At 70.7% G+C, this 19739-nt stretch carries 16 protein-coding genes; 7 read left to right on the forward strand and 9 right to left on the reverse strand.

Annotated features, from left to right (window positions below):
• Window positions 1-41 precede the first annotated feature (41 nt).
• Window positions 42-1019 (reverse strand): hypothetical protein, encoded by a 978-nt coding sequence (locus KY469_14215; protein MBW3664251.1) that lies wholly within the window; start codon window positions 1017-1019, stop codon window positions 42-44.
• A gap of 6 nt (window positions 1020-1025) precedes the next feature.
• Window positions 1026-2546: a hypothetical protein gene (locus KY469_14220; protein MBW3664252.1), complete on the reverse strand. Its 1521-nt coding sequence runs from the start codon at window positions 2544-2546 to the stop codon at window positions 1026-1028.
• A gap of 273 nt (window positions 2547-2819) precedes the next feature.
• Between KY469_14220 and KY469_14225 the strand changes: the two genes are divergently transcribed.
• Entirely contained in the window at window positions 2820-3830 is a 1011-nt protein-coding gene (locus tag KY469_14225; GenBank protein ID MBW3664253.1) for an LLM class F420-dependent oxidoreductase, read from the forward strand.
• A gap of 81 nt (window positions 3831-3911) precedes the next feature.
• Here the strand turns inward: KY469_14225 and KY469_14230 are convergent, their stop codons facing one another.
• From KY469_14230 to KY469_14240, 3 genes are all read right to left on the reverse strand, one after another.
• Entirely contained in the window at window positions 3912-5216 is a 1305-nt protein-coding gene (locus KY469_14230; GenBank protein ID MBW3664254.1) for a glycosyltransferase family 4 protein, read from the reverse strand.
• Window positions 5217-5261: 45 nt separating this feature from the next.
• The gene (locus KY469_14235) at window positions 5262-7100 is read right to left on the reverse strand and encodes a GAF domain-containing protein (protein MBW3664255.1); all 1839 of its coding nucleotides are present in this window, start codon (window positions 7098-7100) and stop codon (window positions 5262-5264) included.
• A 64-nt stretch (window positions 7101-7164) separates the two neighbouring features.
• A complete protein-coding gene (locus KY469_14240; GenBank protein ID MBW3664256.1) occupies window positions 7165-8412 on the reverse strand; it encodes a HAMP domain-containing histidine kinase in 1248 nt (415 codons plus the stop codon).
• A 166-nt stretch (window positions 8413-8578) separates the two neighbouring features.
• Here KY469_14240 and KY469_14245 point away from each other — a divergent pair, with 166 nt between their 5' ends.
• Window positions 8579-9895 carry a hypothetical protein gene (locus KY469_14245; protein ID MBW3664257.1) on the forward strand — a complete coding sequence of 439 codons (1317 nt, stop codon included), beginning with the start codon at window positions 8579-8581 and terminating at the stop codon, window positions 9893-9895.
• A gap of 47 nt (window positions 9896-9942) precedes the next feature.
• Window positions 9943-11853, forward strand: a complete 1911-nt coding sequence (locus tag KY469_14250) for a penicillin-binding protein (protein MBW3664258.1) — start codon at window positions 9943-9945, stop codon at window positions 11851-11853.
• Window positions 11854-12059: 206 nt separating this feature from the next.
• Here the strand turns inward: KY469_14250 and KY469_14255 are convergent, their stop codons facing one another.
• The 3 genes from KY469_14255 to KY469_14265 form a co-directional block, all read right to left on the reverse strand.
• Window positions 12060-13727: an MFS transporter gene (locus KY469_14255; protein ID MBW3664259.1), complete on the reverse strand. Its 1668-nt coding sequence runs from the start codon at window positions 13725-13727 to the stop codon at window positions 12060-12062.
• Window positions 13717-14193 carry a hypothetical protein gene (locus tag KY469_14260; protein ID MBW3664260.1) on the reverse strand — a complete coding sequence of 159 codons (477 nt, stop codon included), beginning with the start codon at window positions 14191-14193 and terminating at the stop codon, window positions 13717-13719. The genes KY469_14255 and KY469_14260 overlap by 11 nt, the downstream gene beginning before the upstream one ends.
• Window positions 14194-14262: 69 nt before the next feature.
• Complete coding sequence (locus tag KY469_14265; GenBank protein ID MBW3664261.1) at window positions 14263-15783, reverse strand: glycoside hydrolase; 1521 nt, start codon at window positions 15781-15783, stop codon at window positions 14263-14265.
• Window positions 15784-16099: 316 nt separating this feature from the next.
• Here KY469_14265 and KY469_14270 point away from each other — a divergent pair, with 316 nt between their 5' ends.
• The 3 genes from KY469_14270 to KY469_14280 all read left to right on the forward strand — a co-directional run bounded on the left by KY469_14270 (window position 16100) and on the right by KY469_14280 (window position 19030).
• Window positions 16100-17686 (forward strand): integrin alpha, encoded by a 1587-nt coding sequence (locus KY469_14270; protein MBW3664262.1) that lies wholly within the window; start codon window positions 16100-16102, stop codon window positions 17684-17686.
• A gap of 17 nt (window positions 17687-17703) precedes the next feature.
• On the forward strand, window positions 17704-18168 hold the full coding sequence (locus KY469_14275) for a tyrosine-type recombinase/integrase (GenBank protein ID MBW3664263.1): 465 nt from the start codon (window positions 17704-17706) through the stop codon (window positions 18166-18168).
• 232 nt (window positions 18169-18400) lie between these two features.
• Window positions 18401-19030 carry a hypothetical protein gene (locus KY469_14280; protein ID MBW3664264.1) on the forward strand — a complete coding sequence of 210 codons (630 nt, stop codon included), beginning with the start codon at window positions 18401-18403 and terminating at the stop codon, window positions 19028-19030.
• Window positions 19031-19206: 176 nt separating this feature from the next.
• On the opposite strand, the gene KY469_14285 is transcribed toward KY469_14280, so the two are convergent.
• Entirely contained in the window at window positions 19207-19425 is a 219-nt protein-coding gene (locus KY469_14285) for a hypothetical protein (GenBank protein ID MBW3664265.1), read from the reverse strand.
• A 132-nt stretch (window positions 19426-19557) separates the two neighbouring features.
• Between KY469_14285 and KY469_14290 the strand changes: the two genes are divergently transcribed.
• Window positions 19558-19739 (forward strand): peptide-methionine (R)-S-oxide reductase (locus KY469_14290; protein MBW3664266.1); only part of this gene is annotated, 182 nt, incomplete at its 3' end.

Consider the following 19739-nt stretch of genomic DNA (forward strand, 5'->3'; position numbering starts at 1 on the left):
CCGGCACACCGACGGACGTGCAGGGCCGCGACCCCGTCGGTTCAGCTGGCCCGCATCGCGATGCGCTGACGCGCCCGCTCGCTGGGGGCGGCCTGCAACAGCCGGTTGAGCGAGTCCGACGCGAGCTCGCGCTCCCGCACGAGCGTGGAGGCGGCCCATACCCAATCGGCCTCGGCAGGCAGCTCACCCAGCACCTCCAGCGCGGCGTCGAACGATGCCGGGACGCCGTCCGCGAACAGCGTCGATACCGCCCGTCGGCGGCGCCAGCCCTCCGGGAAGGTGCGCACGAGCTGACGCAGCTGCGCGACGTCGAGCATGGCCGCCTCGTCGGTTCGCGTTCGCAGCGTCCGTAGCTGCGCGACCGACGACGCGACCGCCCCGACCGCCGCCGCCAACGCGCTCGCCGTCAGCTCGGCTGGAGCGGGCGCGGCGGAAGGGGGCGTCGGGGCGGGCAGGGGCGTCGGGGCGGGTGGGGCGGTCGGGGCGGGTGGGGTGGTCGGATCGGGTTGCGGCCCCGCATCGTCGAGGGGAGAGCTGGCCCCGACATCCGGGGATGGACGCTCCACGGGACGATGCGGGAGCGCCTCGCCTTCATCGACCTCGTCGAGCTCCTCGTAGGCCCCGAGGTCCTCGTCCCCGTCGTGGGCCGTGTCGGCCGCGTCGCCCTCACCCTCGGGTTCGCGGACGAACTCGTCGACCAGGCCGTGGACCGCTTGCTTGCGCGCCTCGGGGTCGTCGAGGTCGCGGATCAGCGCCCCGACCTCGACCGGGTCGAGCAGCTCGGCCCGTTCGACCAGCGCGGCGAGGTCCTCGTCGGTGAGTTGGTCCTGGTCCATCTTGAGCAGAAGCTCGCCGACGTTGTCGACACCGAGCGTGTACGCGACACGGATGCGCTCGTCGGTGGACATCCCCTTGAACAGCTTGCCGCCGCGCATCAGCAGCTTCCCGCGGGCGATCTTGCCCTCGGTCGCGCGCAGCTCGGTGAGCAGCTCCGCGAGCTCAGCCGACGCCTGGGACACGGGGCGTCAGGCCTTCTTCTTCGGGGTCTTCTTCCCGGCGCCGGACCCCGTGGCGTCGGCGTCACCGCCGCCACCCGCGAGGCTCTTCGCGGCCGCCCCCGGCAGCTTGCTCACGTCCTGCAGGAACTGGCTGACATCCACGCCCGTGAGCTGCTGCATGACCGGGCCCAGCTGGGTGAGGGTCTGCACGACGTCCTCGGTCAGCTTCGATGCCCCGGTGCCGCCGTTCGAGCCGTTGCTGATGATGGTCGTCGTTCCCGCGCGTGACAGAGGCTCGGCGATCGCCGCCGCGATCTCGGGAGCGACCTTCAGCGCCTCGATCGACAGGCCGGCCTCGTTGTACAGCTTGAGCGCCTCGGCCAGCAGCCGCCGCGCCTCGGCCTCGGCCTCACCCCTGGCCCGGATGGCGTCGGCGTCGGCGAGGCCGAGTTCGCGCTGCCGGACGGCCTCGGCCTTGGCCTCCTGCGCGACGCGGTAGTTCTCGGCGTCGGCGAGCCGTTCGGCGGCGTACTTCTCCGCGTCCGCCTTCTCGCGGACGGTCGCGTTGAGGCCCAGTTTCTGACGCTCGACCTCGCGCTCGGCGATGCGGATGTCCTGGGTCTTGAGCTCGAACTCGCCGGCTTTGGTGGCCTGCGCCTTGGCGACATCGACCTCCTCCTGGACCGAGGCCTGCTTCAGCGACAGCGCCTTGTCGGACTCGACGATCTCGGTCTCGACCTGGATCCGCTTCTGCTCCGCATCCTGACGCGCCGCCTCCTCGACGACGCGCGCGTCGCGGTCGGCGTTGGCGGTCGCGATGCGGGCGTTCTTGAGCGCCTCCTGGATCTTGGGTTGGCCGAGGGCGTCGAGGTAGCCCTGGTCGTCCTGGATGTTCTGGAACACGAACGACTTGAACTCGAAGCCCATGCCCTCCAGGTCGCGGTGGGCCTCGTCGCGGACCTTGTCCTGGAACGACTTCTGATCGCGGTACAGCTCCTCGACCGTCAGCGTGCCGATGATGCCGCGCAGGTGTCCGGCGACGGTCTCGCGGATGGTCGAGCGGATGTCGTCGGGGGCCATCCCGAGGAAGCCCTCGGCCGCGCGCCGGACGGCGGTGTCGACGCTGCTGACCTTCACCTGCGCGACCGCGCGGACGTTGATGGGGATGCCCTGGATCGTGTAGACGTGCTGGAGGTCGATGTCGAGCGTCATCATCTTCAGCGACAGGATCTCGGCCTGCTCGAGCAGCGGCGTCACGAGCGTCCCGCCGCCCCGCACGATGCGGAACTCGGTGGGGCGTCCCTCGTCGTCGACGACCTGCTTCTTGCCGAAGCGCCGCTTGCGGCCGTAGACGATCAGGGCCTCGTCCGGCCCCGCTTTTTTGTAGCGGTTGCGCACGAGCAGCGCGAGGATCGTGACGACGAGGAGGATCGCGATGATCGTCACGATCCACTGGAGCAGATCCAGGCCCCGTTCGGCCTGGCCGGTGAGCGTGTCGATCACCGTGTCGACGACCTCGTCGGCGTCGGTGGCGAGTGGCAACAGCACGATCGACCCCCTTCTCGCGCCCCGAGCGTCGCGACCCCGCGCCGCACGCTCCGGACCGACGAGCCTACCCCCGGCGCCCCGCCGGGGTCGGCGCATCACACGGGGCGCCGACGCCAGGAACCCTCGTATCCGGTGGTTCGTGGGTGGGGCGGGCGCGTCGCGGGGTCCGCTGTTGCCCGCAACCCCCGTATCCGGTGGTTTCCGGGGAGGTAGAACGTGTTCTAGTCTGAGGCTGCGGCGGGGCGTCCACCTCGCCGAGGAGGAGGCGGGGCGATGGGTGACCTGCAGCTCGGGTTGATGCTGGGCTACTGGGGCGCGGAGGCGTTCGATGGCACCGACCTCGCCCAGGCGGCCGAGGAGGTCGGCTACCACTCGGTGTGGACCGCGGAGGCCTACGGTTCGGACGCGGTGAGCCCGCTGGCGTGGATCGGGGCGCGGACGCAGCGGATCGGGCTCGGCACGGCGCTGATCCAACTCTCCGCGCGTACGCCGGCATCGACCGCGATGACGGCGGTCACCCTGGATCACCTCAGCGGCGGCCGCTTCCACCTCGGCCTCGGCGTGTCCGGACCCCAGGTCGTGGAGGGCTGGTACGGCCAGCCCTTCCCCAAGCCGCTAGCCCGCACCCGCGAGTACGTCGAGGTGCTCCGCACGATCTGGCGCCGGGAGGGCCCGGTGAGCCACGAGGGCGAGCACTACCCGCTGCCGTACCCGGGGGGCACCGGCAAGGGCAAGGCGCTGAAGATCACCACCCACCCGCGTCGGGCCGACATCCCCGTCTTCCTCGGGGCGGAGGGGCCCAAGAACGTCGCGCTCACCGCCGAGATCGCCGACGGCTGGTTCCCGATCTTCTACTCGCCCGAGCGCAGCCCGGACATGTACGCCGACTCGCTCGCCCACGCCCCGCCCGACTTCGCGATCGCCTGCCCCGTCACGGTCGTGCCCGGCGACGACCTCGAGCAGGCGATGGCCGTCGTCAAGTGGAGCCTGGCGTTCTACATGGGCGGTATGGGCGCCCCGGACGAGAACTACCACCTCGACGTCATCAAGCGCATGGGCTTCGAGGAGGAGGCCGACCATGTCCAGCAGCTGTTCATCGGCGGCGATCGCGAGCAGGCCATGCGTGCCGTCCCCGACGCTCTGGCCGACGAGATCGCACTGGTCGGACCGCGCGACCGCATCCGCGAACGGCTCCAGCGATGGATCGACTCGCCCGTCACGCACCTGCTCGTCGGCACGCGTGACGAGAGCACCGTGCGGCTGATGGCCGACCTGCTGACGTGACCGCCGGCCCAGGCTCTTGGCATCGACCGACCCGCTACCGATGCCGCCGGGTCCCTACGACGGCGGCTCGCGGACGATCCCTCAGGATCGCTCGCCCGACTCCGCGAGGCTGGGTGGGAGCACGCCCCGCTCGGCGGGGCGTGCGATCCGGCCAGCGGCGTGGAGGTGCCAGGCGAGCAGGTCGTCGTGCGCGCGGTCGCGCGACAGCCAGCGCGCGACCTCGAGGCCGTTGCGGCGAAGCCGCTGCCTCAGGCGCGGATCGGCTGCGAGCTCGTCGAGCCGATCCGAGAGCCCGGTCACGTCACCCGGGGGGAAGCGCAGGGCGGTCGTGCCCTCGATGAGGAACTCACCGGAGCCGCCAGTGCCGGTAGCCACCACCGGTAGGCCGCGCGCCATCGCTTCGAGCGGGACGATGCCGAACGGTTCGGGCCAGACCGAGGGGAACACGAGCGCGTCCGCTCCGTCGTACGCGCGTCGCAGCCGGTCCGGGGCGCTGTCGCCGTGGAACTCGACACGGTCGGAGACACCTTCGTGCTCCGCGACGTCCCGCAGGGAGCGCACGAACGCCTCGTCCCCGGTGCCGTGCACGTCGAGTCGTGCGGTCGCAGCTCGAGCCAGGACGCGGACCGCGGTCTCGACGCCCTTGTCCGCGGCCAACCTCCCGACGTACAGCAGCCGCCCTCGCCAGGCGCCGGCATCGGCACTCGGGTCGAGGAGCGGGTAGCGGCCCAGGTCGGGCCCGTGCGGCACCAGCGCGTGATCGTCGAACGGCCACGCGGCTCGTGCCAGCGCATCCTGGCGGAGGTACTCGGACGCGAACGCCGCGAGCGTGGGAGCTCCGATCCGCTCCGTGGTCGCCGCGACTCCGGCGAAGCCAGCGATCGCGCCTCGCGCCGCGCGCCAGCGCGGACGGTGGAAGCGCCGTGACCACGGATCGGTCTCCGGGCCCCACACGAGCCAGCGGTCGCCCACCACGAGGACCACCGGAAGGGTGGTCGCTTCGATGGCGGTGAACAGTCCGGCGAGGGGCAGGGCGCCGGGGTTCCAGACCGACACGACGTGGGGTCGGAAGTCCGAGACGTGGTCGTTGACCGCATCCCGAGCGTCGATCTGATCCCGGCGCTGTGTCCGCAGCGACGGTGTGAGCATGCGGTGATCCGACCACGACAGCGGCAGGACGCGTTGCACGTGTGGTTCGTCGACGTCGTCGACGTCGGGGCGACGGAACCGTGACGTGAGCACCCGCACGTCGTGACCGGCACCACGCCAGGCGTCCACCGCCCCGGAGCAGAGGTCCTCGTAGCCGCCGAAGCTGTGCGGCGGGAACAGGTTCATCACCACGAGTGCGCGCAGCGGTTCGCGCGTCACCCGATCGAGGTTGGTCACGACGGACGACCGTAGCGGGTCGCCGATCGAGCCGTGAGGGACCACTTAGCCCGTGGTCTCGTGCAGCGAACGCTCGATCCCCTCGGTGGTCACGATGGGCAGCCGGAAGCGGAACGTCGATCCGATCCCGGCATCGCTCGTGACCTCGAGCTCGCTGCCGTAGAGGTCGAGGATCTCCTGGCTGAGCGCGAGGCCGAGTCCCAGGCCGCGACTCGTGCGCCGGTTGGGATCGCCTCCTCGGTAGAAGCGCTCGAGGACGTGGGGGAGCTCTTCGGCCGGGATGCCCGGGCCGGTGTCGCGGACCACGACCTCCGCGCTGCCGTCGACGACACCGACCTCGACGTGGACCTCGGTCCCGGGCGGCGTGTGCTTGCCCGCGTTGGTGAGCAGGTTCTCGACGGCGCGTCCGATCAGCACCTGGTCGGCGTAGACGACGGCAGGTCCGGTCCGGTGCAGCTGCACGCGGTGCTGGGAGAGCAGTGGCGTCACCCGCCCTACCGTGGAGGTGACGACCTCGTCGAGGTCGAACGCGGTGGGGTCGGACTGCAGCGTGCCGGCCTGGAGGAGGCTGAACTCCAGCAACGCGGTGAGCACGGCGTCGAGGGCGACGGCGTTGGAATCGATGCGGCTGAGCAGGTCGTAGCGGCTGTCGTCGGGGACAGCCTCCCACCGTTCCCGCAACGTCGTGCTCATCCCGCGGATGACGGTCAGCGGGGTGCGCAGCTCGTGCGACACGTTCGACAGGAAGTCGCTCTTCAGCTGATCGAGCTGCCCGAGTCGTTCGACCGTCTCCCGCTCGTGCGCGAAGCGACGGGCGTTCTCCAGTGCGCGTCCGGCCTGGGTCGCGAGCAGCTCGAACGCCTCGATGTCCTGGCCGCTCAGTGTCTCGATACGGCGCCAACCCGCGTCCAACGTCGCGACGATCTCGTCGTCCACGCGGATGGGTGTGGCGATGACGCTGCGGAACCCCTCGTCGCGGAACGCCGGGAGGCGGCCCTCGAGCTGCTCGGAGTCGTCGAGCACGACCGTTGCACCCGAGGCCAGAACCGCGGCGACGAATCCCGTGTCCGTCGGGTGGGTCGTAGCCGTGTAGCTCTCGGGGAGGCCGAACCCGTGTCGCGGCTGGTAGCGGGTCCGGCTCTCGTCGAGTACCGACACATCCGCGGCATCGAACCCCAGCGCCAGCGCCGCCTCCGCTACCACCTCGAGGACCCGGTCCTCGTCGAGGGTGTTGAGGTTGCGACCCACGGCCGCGACGGTCGCGATCAGATCGGCGCGGCGACTCGCCTCGAGGCGTGCTTCGTCGTGGGCGGTCATCTCATCCATCAGCCGTTTGGACAGGAAGTTCACCATGTAGGTGGTGAGGCCCAGGATCGTGAGACGGATGAAGATGGCGCCGACATCGGCCCCGGCGGTGGGCAGCGCGACGAGCAGGTAGCAGCCGTAGGTGAACGCCAACAGCGCGAACTGGGCCCCGCCCGGGTAGCTCGCGGCGAAGAAGATCGTCGTGAGCACGTAGATGATGAACATCGGGGACTTCGCCCCGCCGGTGCTGGCCACCACGAGGGTGACCAGGACGATGTCGAGCGCCGACCACACCGCGAGGACTTGGAACCGCCACGGGCGCTGGAGGATGGCGTTCCAGGGCAGCGCCCCGATCCCGACGGCTCCACCGAGCGCGACAGCGAGCGTCGCCCAGTACAGCGGGAGGTTGGTTACGACCTCCCCGTCGAGGGAGGGGTAGACCATGAGCGCGGCGACCGTCAGGAACGTCGCGGTCAGCGCGACGTCGACCGCACGTCGCAGGTGCGCTCGCAGGCTGGCGTCTCGCTCACCGAACGGGCCTGCCGTTGCCGTGTCGGGTGCCGTGGGGAGGGGTTGCACTCACTTAACGTCGGCTGGGTTGTACAGCCAGTCAAGGACCCCCCCGGGTCGTGGCTAGGAGGGGCTAGTCCGCCCGTGCCGGCACCCGCACACGGAAACGGGCCCCGCCGTGGGGGCTGTCCTCGTACGTCACCTCCCCGCCGTGCGCCTCGGCCAGCGTCCGCACGATCCACAGCCCCAGACCCACCGAGTCCGCCCGAGGGCCGGTCGAGAACGGCTCGAAGAGCCCTTCGCGGGCCTCGGAGGGCACGCCCGTCCCGTGGTCGGTCACGATCAGCTCGACACCGCCCGGACGCGACACCGCCTCGATGACGGTCGGAGGTGCGCCGTGGCGCTGTGCGTTGGTCGCGAGGTTGTAGACGACCTGCTCGAGCCGCCCCGGGTCCGCGTGGACCATCAGGCCATCGGGGACCCGGTTCTGGACCTCGACCTCGGATGGGAGGTAGGCCATGACGCGTTCGATCAGCGGACGTAGCTCGACCACCGCCTGCTGCAGGCGCAAGCTGCCCTGCTCCTGCCGGGCGAGATCGAGTAGGTCCTCGGAGAGCTGCTGGATGCGTTGACCTTGGTCCGCGATGCTCTGTAGGAGCTGTCGCTCACGCTCGCGTGGGAGCGGTTCCTCGAGCCGCGAGAGGAACTGCGCCGACCCGATGATCGAGGTGAGTGGCGAGCGGACGTCGTGGGCGAGCGTCGACACGAGCTGCTGGCGCCACGCGTCGCTGCGGGTGACCTCTTCCAAGGCCTCCTGGGTCCGCTGACGCTCCATCACCAGGTAGCGGGTCAGCAGGCCCACGATCGTTGCGACCAGCAGGACGTAGCCGGTCCGGAACGTGACGCTGTCGATGCGGTAGCCGACCTCGGCCCGTTCCGCGAGCCGAGACTCGAGCACGACCAGTACCACGCTGGCGCACACCCAGCCGATCAGCGCCCCGCGGAACTGGAAGCGGACCGCACCCTCGATGGGGATGAACGTCACGATCACCCACTGCGACCCCGCGACGTCGAAGGCGAACAGCAGCACGAACGCGGTGACGATGACCGCGTCGAGAGCGAACCCGGCCAGTCCGAAGCTGGGTCGGCGGTGCCAACCACGGCGCAACCCGTAGGTGATGAGCAGGTTGCCTGCCGCCAACACCCCGGCGGTGGAGAGCGCCGCGCCCCGCAGGTACGAGGGAGCGTCGTCGGGTTGACCCGTGAGGAACGTCTGCAGCAGCGCCCACAGGACCCCGACCCAGCGAGCCCAGATGAGCAGCCGCTCGACGCGCTCGTCCGCCGCCGGATCGACCGGGCGTCGCTCCGCGCTGGCGTCCACGCCTCCTGCTCCCCGTCGCGGCACCGCTCGGGGGCGGGGCCCGCCGCCCAACCTCGGTCGGGCGCGTGGCCACCCTACGCGAGCGTTCTGTGCGTTTCCACTACCCGTCGCGGTTGCGTGGACTCGTCACACCCCCTCGTTACCTTCCCCACCGAGGAGGTGTCCCGTGGCACAGCGAGGCAGCCGTGGTCACGTTGTGGCGGCCGATGGCGAGTTGACCATCGATGGCTACCGCTGCATGGCGCCGGAGGTCGTCCGACACTTCGCGGCGCGGGTGGACGAGGGGGCGGACGGGACCGCGCTCGCCGCGGACCTCGAACAGGTCTTGCGGGTAGGTGTGCTCGCGCTCGGGGCGACCGGTGTCACCGTCAACGTCGACCACGTCGACCGCGAGTTCGCGCGCCTCTGCGAGCGCCTCGAGCAGCAGTTCGACGCCCGTGCTAGCCAGCTGGACCGCGCCTTCGAGGCGGCCTTCAGCGAGGAGGACGGTGCGATGGCGCAGGCGCTGCGCAGCTACCTCGGCGAGGGCGGGGCGCTCAGCGAGCTGTTCGACCCCGACCGGCGGGACAGCGCCATCGGGCGCATGCGCGAGTTGCTGGGCGAGCACTTCGAGGGCGAGGGCTCGACGCTGCACCGCCTGCTCGACCTCGGCAACGCCGCGAGCCCCCTCGCGACGTGGCGCGACGAGATCCACGGTCAGTTCGAGAAGATGCGTCGGCTCATCGAGGACTACCGCCGCGAGCTCGCCGAGACGGCGTCGGCACAGCAGGCTGCCGCCGAGGCGCGTACCGAGGAGCGCGCCAAGGGCAGCGCCAAGGGGCGCGACTACGAGGACCTCGCCTTCGAGGCGGTCAACGACATCGCGCGGGTGTTCGGCGACCGGGCTGAGGCTGTCGGTACCAGCGCCGGCGCCGGCGGGAACAAGAAGGGCGACATCGTCGTCACGCTGAACCCGCGCGACACCAGCGGTCTCGACGTGCGCCTCGTGGTCGAGGCCAAGGACCGTGAGCTCGGTCTGCGGCCGATGCTGCGTGAGCTGGACGGTGCGAAGCACAACCGCGGGGCGGTGGCGGCGCTCGCGTTGTACGCCCTCCCGGAGCACATGCCCTCCGGCGCGGCGCCGTTCCGCGAGGAGGGCCAGGGCCGTTTCCTCGTCCTGCTCGACAAGGACGGGGCCGACGCGCGGCTCGCGCTCGAGGTCGGCTACCGCCTCGCTCGTTTCGAGGCGTTGACCGAGCTGCGGACCGCCGATGTCGAGGTGGACACGCGCGGCATCCGTGACGACCTCGACGCCGCGCGGGCGCAGCTGGTGTCGGTGAGCCAGGTCAAGAGCATGCTGACCAAGCTGCGCAACGACGTGTCCGGCAGCGTCGACGACCTCGAACGGCGCGTCGAGGATCTGCGTGCCGGTCTGCTCGAGTGCCTCGACCGGCTCGACACGCGCATCCGCGTCGGTGACGAGACCGACGCCGCCGTCGCCTAGAGACCTCCTGGAGCTACGGTTCCCCACGGGGTCGAGAGGAGCGTCACGTGCGCGAGCGCCTCGCGCTGGTCATCGCCAGCGTGATCGCCCTCGCGGTCGTCGGAGGCGCGCTCCTCCTGCTCACCGGTCGCGATCAAGGTGATCCCGCCGCCGAGGCGCGCGAGATCATGGCCGCGTACCTGCGCGCGTGGGAGAACGAGGCGTGGGACGCGATGGCAGGGTTGGCCGCGACGCCACCGGCCGACTTCGTCAGCCGTCACCGGGAGATGTGGGAGGACCTCGACATCGTCGAGGGCCGGTTCGACCTCGGGACCATCGCGTTGAACCGCGGCGAGGCCTCCGCGCCAGTCGGAGCGACTCTGACCATGGAGGGGCTCGGGGAGTACTCCTACACCACCGAGATCACCGCACAGCGCGACGAGGGCGAGTGGCGCATCCTGTGGAGCCCTCAGACGATCCATCCGGCACTCGAACGCGAACGGTGGCGCATCGTGCGACGCGACGTGCTGGTCGATCGCGCCCCGATCCTCGCTCGAGACGGGACCCCCCTCACCGTCGCCGGGACGCTGCACCTGATCGGCATCGAGCCGCAGCGCGTCGAGGAGCCCGAGGACGTCGTCGCCGCCTTCGACGAGCACACCGATGTCGACCCGGCCGAGGTCCGGCAGCTGCTGAACCGCGACGACCTCGTCCCGGACTGGTTCTACCCCGTGCTGACGGTGCGCCCTGGACCCTACGCCGAGCTGCGCGAGCTGCTGTTCCCCGTGCCCGGCATCGTGTTCCGCGAGACCGAGGCGCGACTGACCCAGCAGGAGGGCTTCGCCGCCCACATCCTCGGTCGTACCGGCCCCATCACCGCCGAGCTGCTCGAGGAGCTCGGCCCGCCCTACACCGAGAGGGACGAGGTCGGTCTCTCCGGGCTCGAACGCGTCTTCGAGACGCAGCTCGCGGGTCGGTCGTCGGCCGAGGTCGTCGTCATCGATTCGTTCGAGGAGGTGCGCCGCATCCTGTTCGAGTTCGAGGGCGCCGATCCCGAGCCGATCCGGACGACGCTCGACATCGCCGTGCAGCAGGGCGTGGAGGCGGCGCTGTCGGAGGTCGACGGTGCGGCGGCGATCGTCGTGCTCGACGCCCCGACGGGGGCGATCCTCGGGGCGGCGAGCCGGCCCACCGACGACTTCAACCGCGCGTTCTCCGGCCTCTACCCACCGGGGTCGACCTTCAAGATCGTCACGGCGGCTGCGGTGTTGGCGTCGGGGCTGCGCCCCACCGACAGCGTGAACTGCCCGGCCGAGGAGATCGTCGGCGGGTTGCAGGTGCACAACGACGACGACTTCGAACTCGGCAACGTCACGCTGCTGCGTGCGTTCGCGGCGTCGTGCAACACCAGCTTCGCCCGGCTGGCCGCCGAGCTCGAGGACGGGGCGCTCCAGGACGCGGCGGAGGACTTCGGGTTCGGGGTCCAGTACGAGCTGCCGCTGCCCGTCGCTGGCGGACGGTTCCCCGCACCCGAAGACCTCGCCGAGCGCGCTGCCGCGGCGTTCGGCCAGGCCCGGGTGCAGGCGAGCCCGCTGCACATGGCGACGGTGGCGGCGGCGGTCGCGTCCGGGGCGTGGAACCCACCGTTCCTCCTACAGGACGAGCCGCCCGAGCGACCGCGCGCCTTGGACGACGACGTGGTGGACGACCTGAGCCGGATGATGCGCGAGGTCGTGACCGCCGGGACCGGCCAGGCGGCGCTGCCGGGTGAAGGCACGGTCCAGGGCAAGACCGGGTCGGCCCAGACCGGCTCCGCCCCGGACGATCCCGTCCACGCCTGGTTCGTCGGCTACGCCGGCGACCTCGGGTTCGCGGTGTTGGTGGAAGGCGGCGGCTCCGGCGGCGAGGTCGCCGCCCCGCTCGCCGCCAGTCTCCTCGACGCCATCGACGAGGCCCGCGACGAGCTCACCACCCCCTGACCCCTAGGTCATGACGGAAACACGCGTGGAGAGGTCATGACCGAAACACGCGTGGAGGCGCGTTTCCGTCGGGGCGTTGGGGGGGTCAGGCCGGGGCGATGACGGAAACACGCGTGGAGGCGCGTTTCCGTCGGAGCGTTGGGGGGGTAAGGCCGGGGCGATGACGGAAACACGCGTGGAGGCGCGTTTCCGTCGGGGCGTTGGCCTCACGCGAGGTCGAAGCGGTAGATGCCCGGCGGGGCGAGCCGGCGGAGGTTGGACGCTCCGAGGCCATCGGAGCCGGCAGGTGAGAGCGCCCACACCAGCGTCGTGGGCTCCTCGTTGCCAGCCTCATCACTGACCAGGGCCGAGATGAGGGCGGTGTCGGGGCGCACGGAGAGGCTGAGGTAGTTGAACGTGACATCGGTTTCGATGGCGACCCCGGACGAGGCCGACCGGTCCATCGCGAAGTCGTGCATGGTCAGTTCGAGAGTCCGTTCCGGTAGCCCCCACGGTGTTGTGCTGACCCACGCGATCCGGTCGTCGTCGATGAACTGCGCGTCGGCCAGGTCGCTGCTGCCATCGCCGGAAGCGAGGACCTCGTACTCCTGCCCGCCGCCCCGATGCAGCCTGACCTCCTCGTTCGACCCGTCACCGACCCAGGTCACCAGCAAGTCGTCGCCCCGCGCGTCCACCGACGCCAGGCCGTTCTCGATCCCTCCGGTGGCCGCCAACGCGACGCGCGACGCACCTGTCTCGATGTCGACGGCGTGAACATCCTCGACCTGGTCCTCGCTATCGCCCGTGCGGACCGTGACGAACGCGGTCGGGCGCCCCTCCCAGACGGCCACGCCGACCAGTGAGGCATCGATGGCATCGGCTTCGTAGAAGGTCGAGAACCTGCCTTCGGCATCGATCCTCAGGATGTCGTGGTCGCCGAGGAATCCGCGTGGGTTCTCGAACAGCGCCCCGCCGCTCCCATCCGGCATGACGTTGCGCACGGGGAGGGCGAGTTCCGGTGTGGGGAAGAGTTGCTCGTCCTCGCCGGCGACGCGACGGTAGATCTCGTCTCCCGTGCTCCAGATCAGTTCCCCGTCGATCGTCGTCCTCGGAACCCCGGACAGGCCTGACGTGGACCCCGCCGTGGGGGCGGTGGGGAGCGAGGTCGGAGCCGTGGGGAGCTGGGTCGGGGCTGTCGTTCCGGGGACGGCGGGGTCGATGGTCGGGGGTTCGGGGGTGGGGGACAGGCTCGCCCAGAGCGCCACCGCCCCGACCGCGGCGATCGCCCCGAGGATCCCGGCCACGAGGAACACGCCCCGCCAGGTCAGCCCCTCGACCGCGACGAGCCCGCCGACGACCGCCGGTGCGACCAGATCGCCGAGCCCGCGGGCTGCGGCCAGCATCGACAGTGCCCGCACCCGACCCTCGGGTGGGTACAGCTCGACCACCAGCGGTTGGTAGCTCACGGCGACGACGGCGGCGGCGGCACCCGACGCCAGCAGCACCGCAGCCAGCTCGCCAGCATGCACCACGAAGCCGGCGAGCGCGAGGGACAGGGCGCCAACGAGCCCACCCGCCACGACCAGCAGCGCGCGCATCGGACGCCGCTGCACGACCCCGGCCAGCGGCAGTGACGCGGCCGCCGACGCCAGCGGCGACAGCGTCAGGAGCCCGGCGAGCCCGGCCGCCCCGATCCCCAACGACCGTCCGATCTCGGGTAGCAGCACGGTCAGGGCGTAGGTGCCGAACCCGGCGACGGCGCCGAGCCCGCCGAGCGCGGCCAGCGGGTACCAGCCGACCCCTGACCGGCGCACGACCTCCCGTAGCGGCGACAGCTGCGGATCGCCGGACAGTCCGGCTGCTTCGCGGGCGCGTGCCCGCAGCTCATCGGTCACGGCGCACCTCCACGGTGACCGTGTCGTCGGTCTCCCCGATCCGGCGCCCGTCGCGATCGAGCAGGATCACCGTCACGTCGTGCAGCTCCCGCTCGTCGGGGCGCTCGGGGCGGGGGACCGAGGTGACCGTGAACGAGCTGTCCTCGGTCACGTGGACGTGGAGTCCCTCGAGGTAGCCGAGGTCGGGGCACTCCGGGTCGCGTGTACAGCCCGGGTCGTCGCGGGCGAACCATTCCAGTCCCTCACCGGCAGGTGGCGGCGTGCGATCGACCAGGACGGCGAACCGGGTGCCGTCGGGCAGGTCGCGTACGGACCAGTTCACCTCGAAGGGCACAGCGACGGCAGCGCGGTCACCGGGTCGCGTGATCGACAGGACGTGGTCGTCTCGGAACGCGAGCCCGTCCCGGCAGGCGCCGGCGAGCACGACGAGCCCTATCGCCAAGCCGACCGCGCCCGCCCGCGCCATCACGACTCCCGTCAGCCCCCCGCCGTTCGGGCAGGCTAACGCCGCGTGAGCCCGTGAGGTGGTGTCACGTCAACCGTGCGGACCTCGCAGGCGGATCCGGGCGAAGCGCACGTCCGTCTGACTGATGCCCCCCCGCGGTTCCCGCGCTTCGACGAACGCCGCCGCGAAGCCCCCCGGTGCGGCGGCGAGCCCGTAGTACTCACCCAGCCAGTAGTGGGAGCCCTGGTCCCGGGTTTCGTTGCCCCGGCTGAACAGGGCGTGACGCAGATCGAACGGTCCCGAGACGTGCGTCTCTGACCAGGTCTCGCCGCCGTCGCGCGACGCCGCGAACCACCAGTCGGTCGTCAGTTCCTCGTCGTCAGGTTCGTCAGGTACATCGTCGTCGTTGCGCAGATCCGCCCACAGAACCCCGACCGTCCCGTCGTCTGCCACCGCAACCACGGGATCGAGGACCTGAGCCGGCACGTCGGCAACCGTGGATGGCTCGGTCCAGCTGATGCCCCCGTCGTCCGAACGCGCGGCGAACACCTCGCCCTTCGAGGTCGAGCTGTTGTGATGCCAGGCTGCGTACAGGCGACCGTCGCTCCCGACGGCTTGCTCGATGAAGAACTCGCCCGCATCGATGGTGCGGCCGCTGTCAGGGTCCGTTCCGCTGGGATCCGTAGACCGGTACTCGGCGACCAGGTAGCGGGCCCAGGTCTCGCCGCCGTCCTCCGAACGCACGGCGTAGATCGATGCGGGGTACGTGCCAGGGAAACGGGACGCGTTGAGGGCCGTCAGTTCGGAGGTCAACGCCACCAGAGACCCGTCCGCCAGCACCGACAACTGCGCCGCGCCGTTCGCGGAGAGCTCCTTCGCGCGATCGACGACCATCGGCCCTGTCCAGGTCTCACCTCCGTCGTCCGAACGCGCGAGGGCGAGGTGCGCGCACAGGCAAGCGGCGTCGAGTGGTTGGAGCCGGGTCCAGATGGCGTACACCCGGCCCGGTGTGGAATGATCGGCGACCACCGTGGGCCTGTCGTTCGCGCTGTCGGCCTCCTGCACCGTGAAGGGGCCTTCCCACGTCCGGCCGCCGTCGGTCGAACGGTACGCGAGGATCGCCATCTCGTGGGGACCCATCCCGAACTGGATCACGCCGGCGTACGCGGTGCCGTCCGGACCGAACGAGACGGTCGGGTCACTGGCCCCGTTGCCGGCGGGACCGCAGACCCCGAGATCAGGGAGGACCACCTCGCTCCACGTGGTCCCCCCGTTCGTGGTGTAGGCGACGACGTCCGAGAGCGCCGCTCCGCCCTCACCCTCGAGGATCTGACCGCCCCACTGGTCCTGACGCCAGATCGCCACCATGTTCTGCGGGTCGACGGGGTTGACCGCCAGCGAAGGCTCTTGGCGGTAGCCCCAAGCGGCCGACTCCGCGGTCTGGCAGCGGTGCTCCTCGGACTCGAAGACGCTCGGTCCGGCTGAGATGTCGACAACCTTGACGTTCGCGACGGCCCCTTCGTCGGATCCGGCCGGCCCGGCGCCCGTTCCCAAGATCAGCGCCAAGGCCGTGGTCAGCACCGTGATACGGGATGGCAAGACGTCGAACATGATGCGTCTCCTAGTCGTGGTCGTCCCCGCAGCTGGTCGCGGCCTGCTTGAACCCTCGCCAGAACCCCGTAGTGCCACCTCCGTATTCGCTACGGATTTCCCTCGTCGACGGCTGCCGACAAGGCACCACGAGCCCGTCAGCGCCAGGGCGACACAGGAATCTCCGTAGCCGTTACGGATGTCGCCGGACCCCTCTCCCGTGACCATCGGGGACAGCGACCGGAGGAGAATGGCCGTGATCCGCTCGACCGTCTGCGTATCCGCACTTCTACTGGTTGCCGCGCTGGCTCCGTCCGCGACGGCAGACGAGAGGGCGGTGGATCTGTCGGACGTGGCGTTGGCGTTCGTCGGTGCCCAGGATGGTGATGTCGCCGGTTTTGCCGTCGCGATTGGCGACCTCGACGGTGACGGGATCGCCGACCTGGCGGTGGGTGCGCCGTGCCATGCCGGTGGGGCCGACGGTGGCGGGGCGGTGCACGTCGTGTACGGGCCCCTCGAGGACGGCCGTTCGATCGGATCTGCCGACGCGACGCTGGTCGGCGGACAGCCGGGGGACTTCGTCGGCGAGGGCTTAGGCGCAGCGGACCTGGACGGGGACGGCGACGACGAACTGATAATCGGCGCGCCTGGGCCCTTCGTCGGCGCCGATCCGGTCGCGGACGGCTGCTTCCACACCCCGGTCCAGCCGGGCGTGAACCGGCCGGGCGAGGCGTACGTGATCGACGGTGGCGAACGTCTCGCGGGGAACCTGGATGCGCGCCGAGCATCCGTGGCCGTTGTGTCCGGTCTCGCTCCGGCGGACTTCCTCGGCCTGGGGATCAGCGTGGCCGGCGATGTGGACGGTGATGGTGACGACGATCTAGTGGTGGGAGCCAGCGGGCCGGGGTCCCCTCCCGTCGGCGGGGGATCGGCGTTCCTCTTCACGGACGCGATCGACGGTGAGGTCAGCGCTACGTCGGCGTCTGCGCAACTGTTCGGCGAGGCCCCTGCGGATCTCGCCGGTGTCACCCTCGGTGGCGCTGACCTCGACGGCGACGGCCACTCCGACTTGCTGGTGAGCGCTCCCGGCCACGCGCTCCCGCCGCCACGGCCCGGACGGGTGTACCTCTTCCACGAACCACCGACCGGCGCCCACAGTCTCGCTGCCGCCGACGTCGTCCTCGAGGGTGAGGTCGCAGACGACCTTGCCGGCAATGGCCTGGTCACCGGCGACCTGATCGGCGACGCCAGCCCCGATCTCGCGATCGGGGCGCCCGGGACGGACACGGTCTTCGTGCTGTCCGGCGGCGAACGACGCTCGGGGACCGTGGCGCTGGCGGACGCTCCTGTCCGCATCGACGGGCCTGCTGGAGGATCCACCGGGTACGCGTTGGCCGTCGTCGACCTCGACGGCGACGGCACCCGTGGGCTGGCCGTGGGCCGTCCCGCAAGGGGCACGGGTGACGAGGCAGGAAGCGTTGCGATCTTCGAGGCGCCCGAGGGGCAACTGACGTTCGCCGACGCCGACGGCACCTACACGGGGACGAACGGCGACAACGCCGGGTTCTCCCTGACCGCCGGTGACCTGACCGGCGACGGCATCCAGGATCTCGTCATCGGTGCCGCCAGCATCGACGCGGCCGGCCCCGGAGCCGCCTACGTCGTCCCAGGCCGATCACGGCCCGGCCGCAGCGGTGACCAACCAAGGCCTGACACGCCCAGACCGCCGAGACAAGCTGCCACCACCGAGAGAGCATCCAGCGTTCTGCCCGTGACCGGTGGGGGCGGCTCCCTCGGTGCTGCGTGGCTGCTCGGTGGGGCTCTCATCGCACTGTTCCGCCAGCGTGCAGGTAGAGCGGCAACCTGGTGTGGGAATCCGGAACTATCCGGCTCCTCGACTCCGCAGAGACGGGTGAAGGGATGACCGCCAACGGATGGTCGGTGCCGAAGACGAGCGCATCGAAGCGGACGGTCTCGGTGCCTGCAGGTCTCGTTGAGCTGCTGACCGAACACCTCGGACACCGCTCCGTGCGAAGGTCCGGGCTGGTGTACGCTACGGGGTCCGGCACGCCGATGCGTCGCTCGAACTTCCGCAAGGTCTGGAAGCGTGCGGTCGAGCGCGCCGGATGGACCGAAGGGCACCGCTTGGAAGGGCTCACGTTCCACGAGCTGAGACATACCGCCGCAGCCTTGGCGATCGCCCAGGGCGCCCATCCGCTGACCATCAAGGAGCGACTCGGGCACTCGTCGATCCGGACGACGATGGACACCTACGGACACCTCCTCTCGGCCCAGGACGAGGCCCTCGCGGACGCCCTCGACGGCCTGTTTCGTTGTTCTGATGCGGGACGGATGCGGGACGGGGACGGGACCGTGAAGCGTTTCCCCAGGTCAGAGGCGGGATAGCGCATGCTCGACACGCATGAGGTCGTAGGTTCGACTCCTACACGCCCCACCACTGCGATGTCGCGCGACATGGTCCAGATCTGTCGCGCGACATCGTCGCAGGTGGGGAGCCTGTTGGCAGCCGATGTCCCTTCGAGGTCACTGGGGGCATACTTCGGAGGTGGATACCAGACCGCCGGTGGTTGACAGCGACCGTGGGTGGCGTACGGCGTTGGGGTGGGCTTGGAGACTGGTGCTGCTCGTCGCCGTGCTGGCCGTGGCGACGGTGACCTTGTACTGGTTCGGTGTTGCCGGGCAGAGGTTCGGGTGGCTGACCGCGCCGCTGGTCCTGTCTGGGGCTGGCGGGGCGTTGGCATGGTTGCTGTTCCTGCGGCATCCGCGTCGGACGGCGGTGATCGCGACCGTCGCGGTGGTCGGCGTCGCGGTCGGGGTCGCGCTGCGCGTGGCCACGCCGGCGATGCCGAGCCGGCTCGCTGGAGCGGTCGGCTCCGTGGAGCTGCCGGCCGGGGCCACACTCGTGGAGACGCGGGAGTTCGGCAACGCCCTGTGCTTCGATTCGTGCCCCTCGCTCATCCACCGCTACGCGGTTCCCGGCCAAGCCCAAGAGGTTGAGCGGATGCTCGCGGCCGCGTTCCGCTCGGACGGCTGGTCGGTTGTTCCTGACCGGTACGTGGTCCGCAGCTTCACCGCGCTCAGTCCGGACGAGGCCGTTGAAGCCCAGGTCACGGTGGCCCCGGAGCCCATGGTCGAACCGGGCGAGGAACACGACGAGCAACTCCCGACCTTGGCGGCCGGCCACGTACTCGTCGAGGTGAACGTCCGAGCGAACCCGTGCCCGCCAGGCCGTCCAGGGTGCCCGTAGCGCAACTGGATGCGTTCGGTCCCAGGTCCCGAGGCGTCGCTGAGGTAGTGGGTACGTCGCCGCGGCGGACCTCGGGACCTAGTGGACGCGCTGCCGGTTGTCGCGCGGCTTCATGTCCCGCCTTCGTTCCCCGAAGGCGCCGCTCGCGGTTGCCCGCCAACCGAGCCAGGTACCGGCTACCGGATCCGCCGGTCCTGTTCCCAGTCCGGGTTGTGCGGGACGATCGGCGGGGACTGTCCGCCGGGGGCGCCGTGGGTGCCTGACCCCGGGATGAACCACAGCGAGCCGCGATCGCGTTGATCGTCGCCCCGGAACACCGACCGGACGTACCTCGCGAACCACACGAGGATGACGAGCCCAGCCGCTCCTAGGAAGACGAAGAGCGCGACGTCCACGGGTCCGTCCTCCATCGTCAGCAGGGCAACAGCGTACGTGTGTCCGTGCTCGTGTGGACCGCTGTCGGCGTTCTGGGACCGGCCGAGACGGCGACGGGCGTACGCTGGCGAGCACGGAACGGAGGGGATCACATGCCCGAGGACGTCCGACTCAGCGAGGAGGAGTGGCGCGAGCGGCTCACGCCTGAGCAGTACCAGGTGCTGCGCGAGGGGGGCACAGAGCGGGCCTTCACCGGCACCTACTGGGACGACAAGACCGACGGCACCTACCGCTGTGCCGGATGCGGTTCCGAGCTGTTCGAGTCCGACACGAA

Source organism: Actinomycetota bacterium, assembly GCA_019347575.1.
Taxonomy (GTDB): domain Bacteria; phylum Actinomycetota; class Nitriliruptoria; order Nitriliruptorales; family Nitriliruptoraceae; genus JAHWKY01.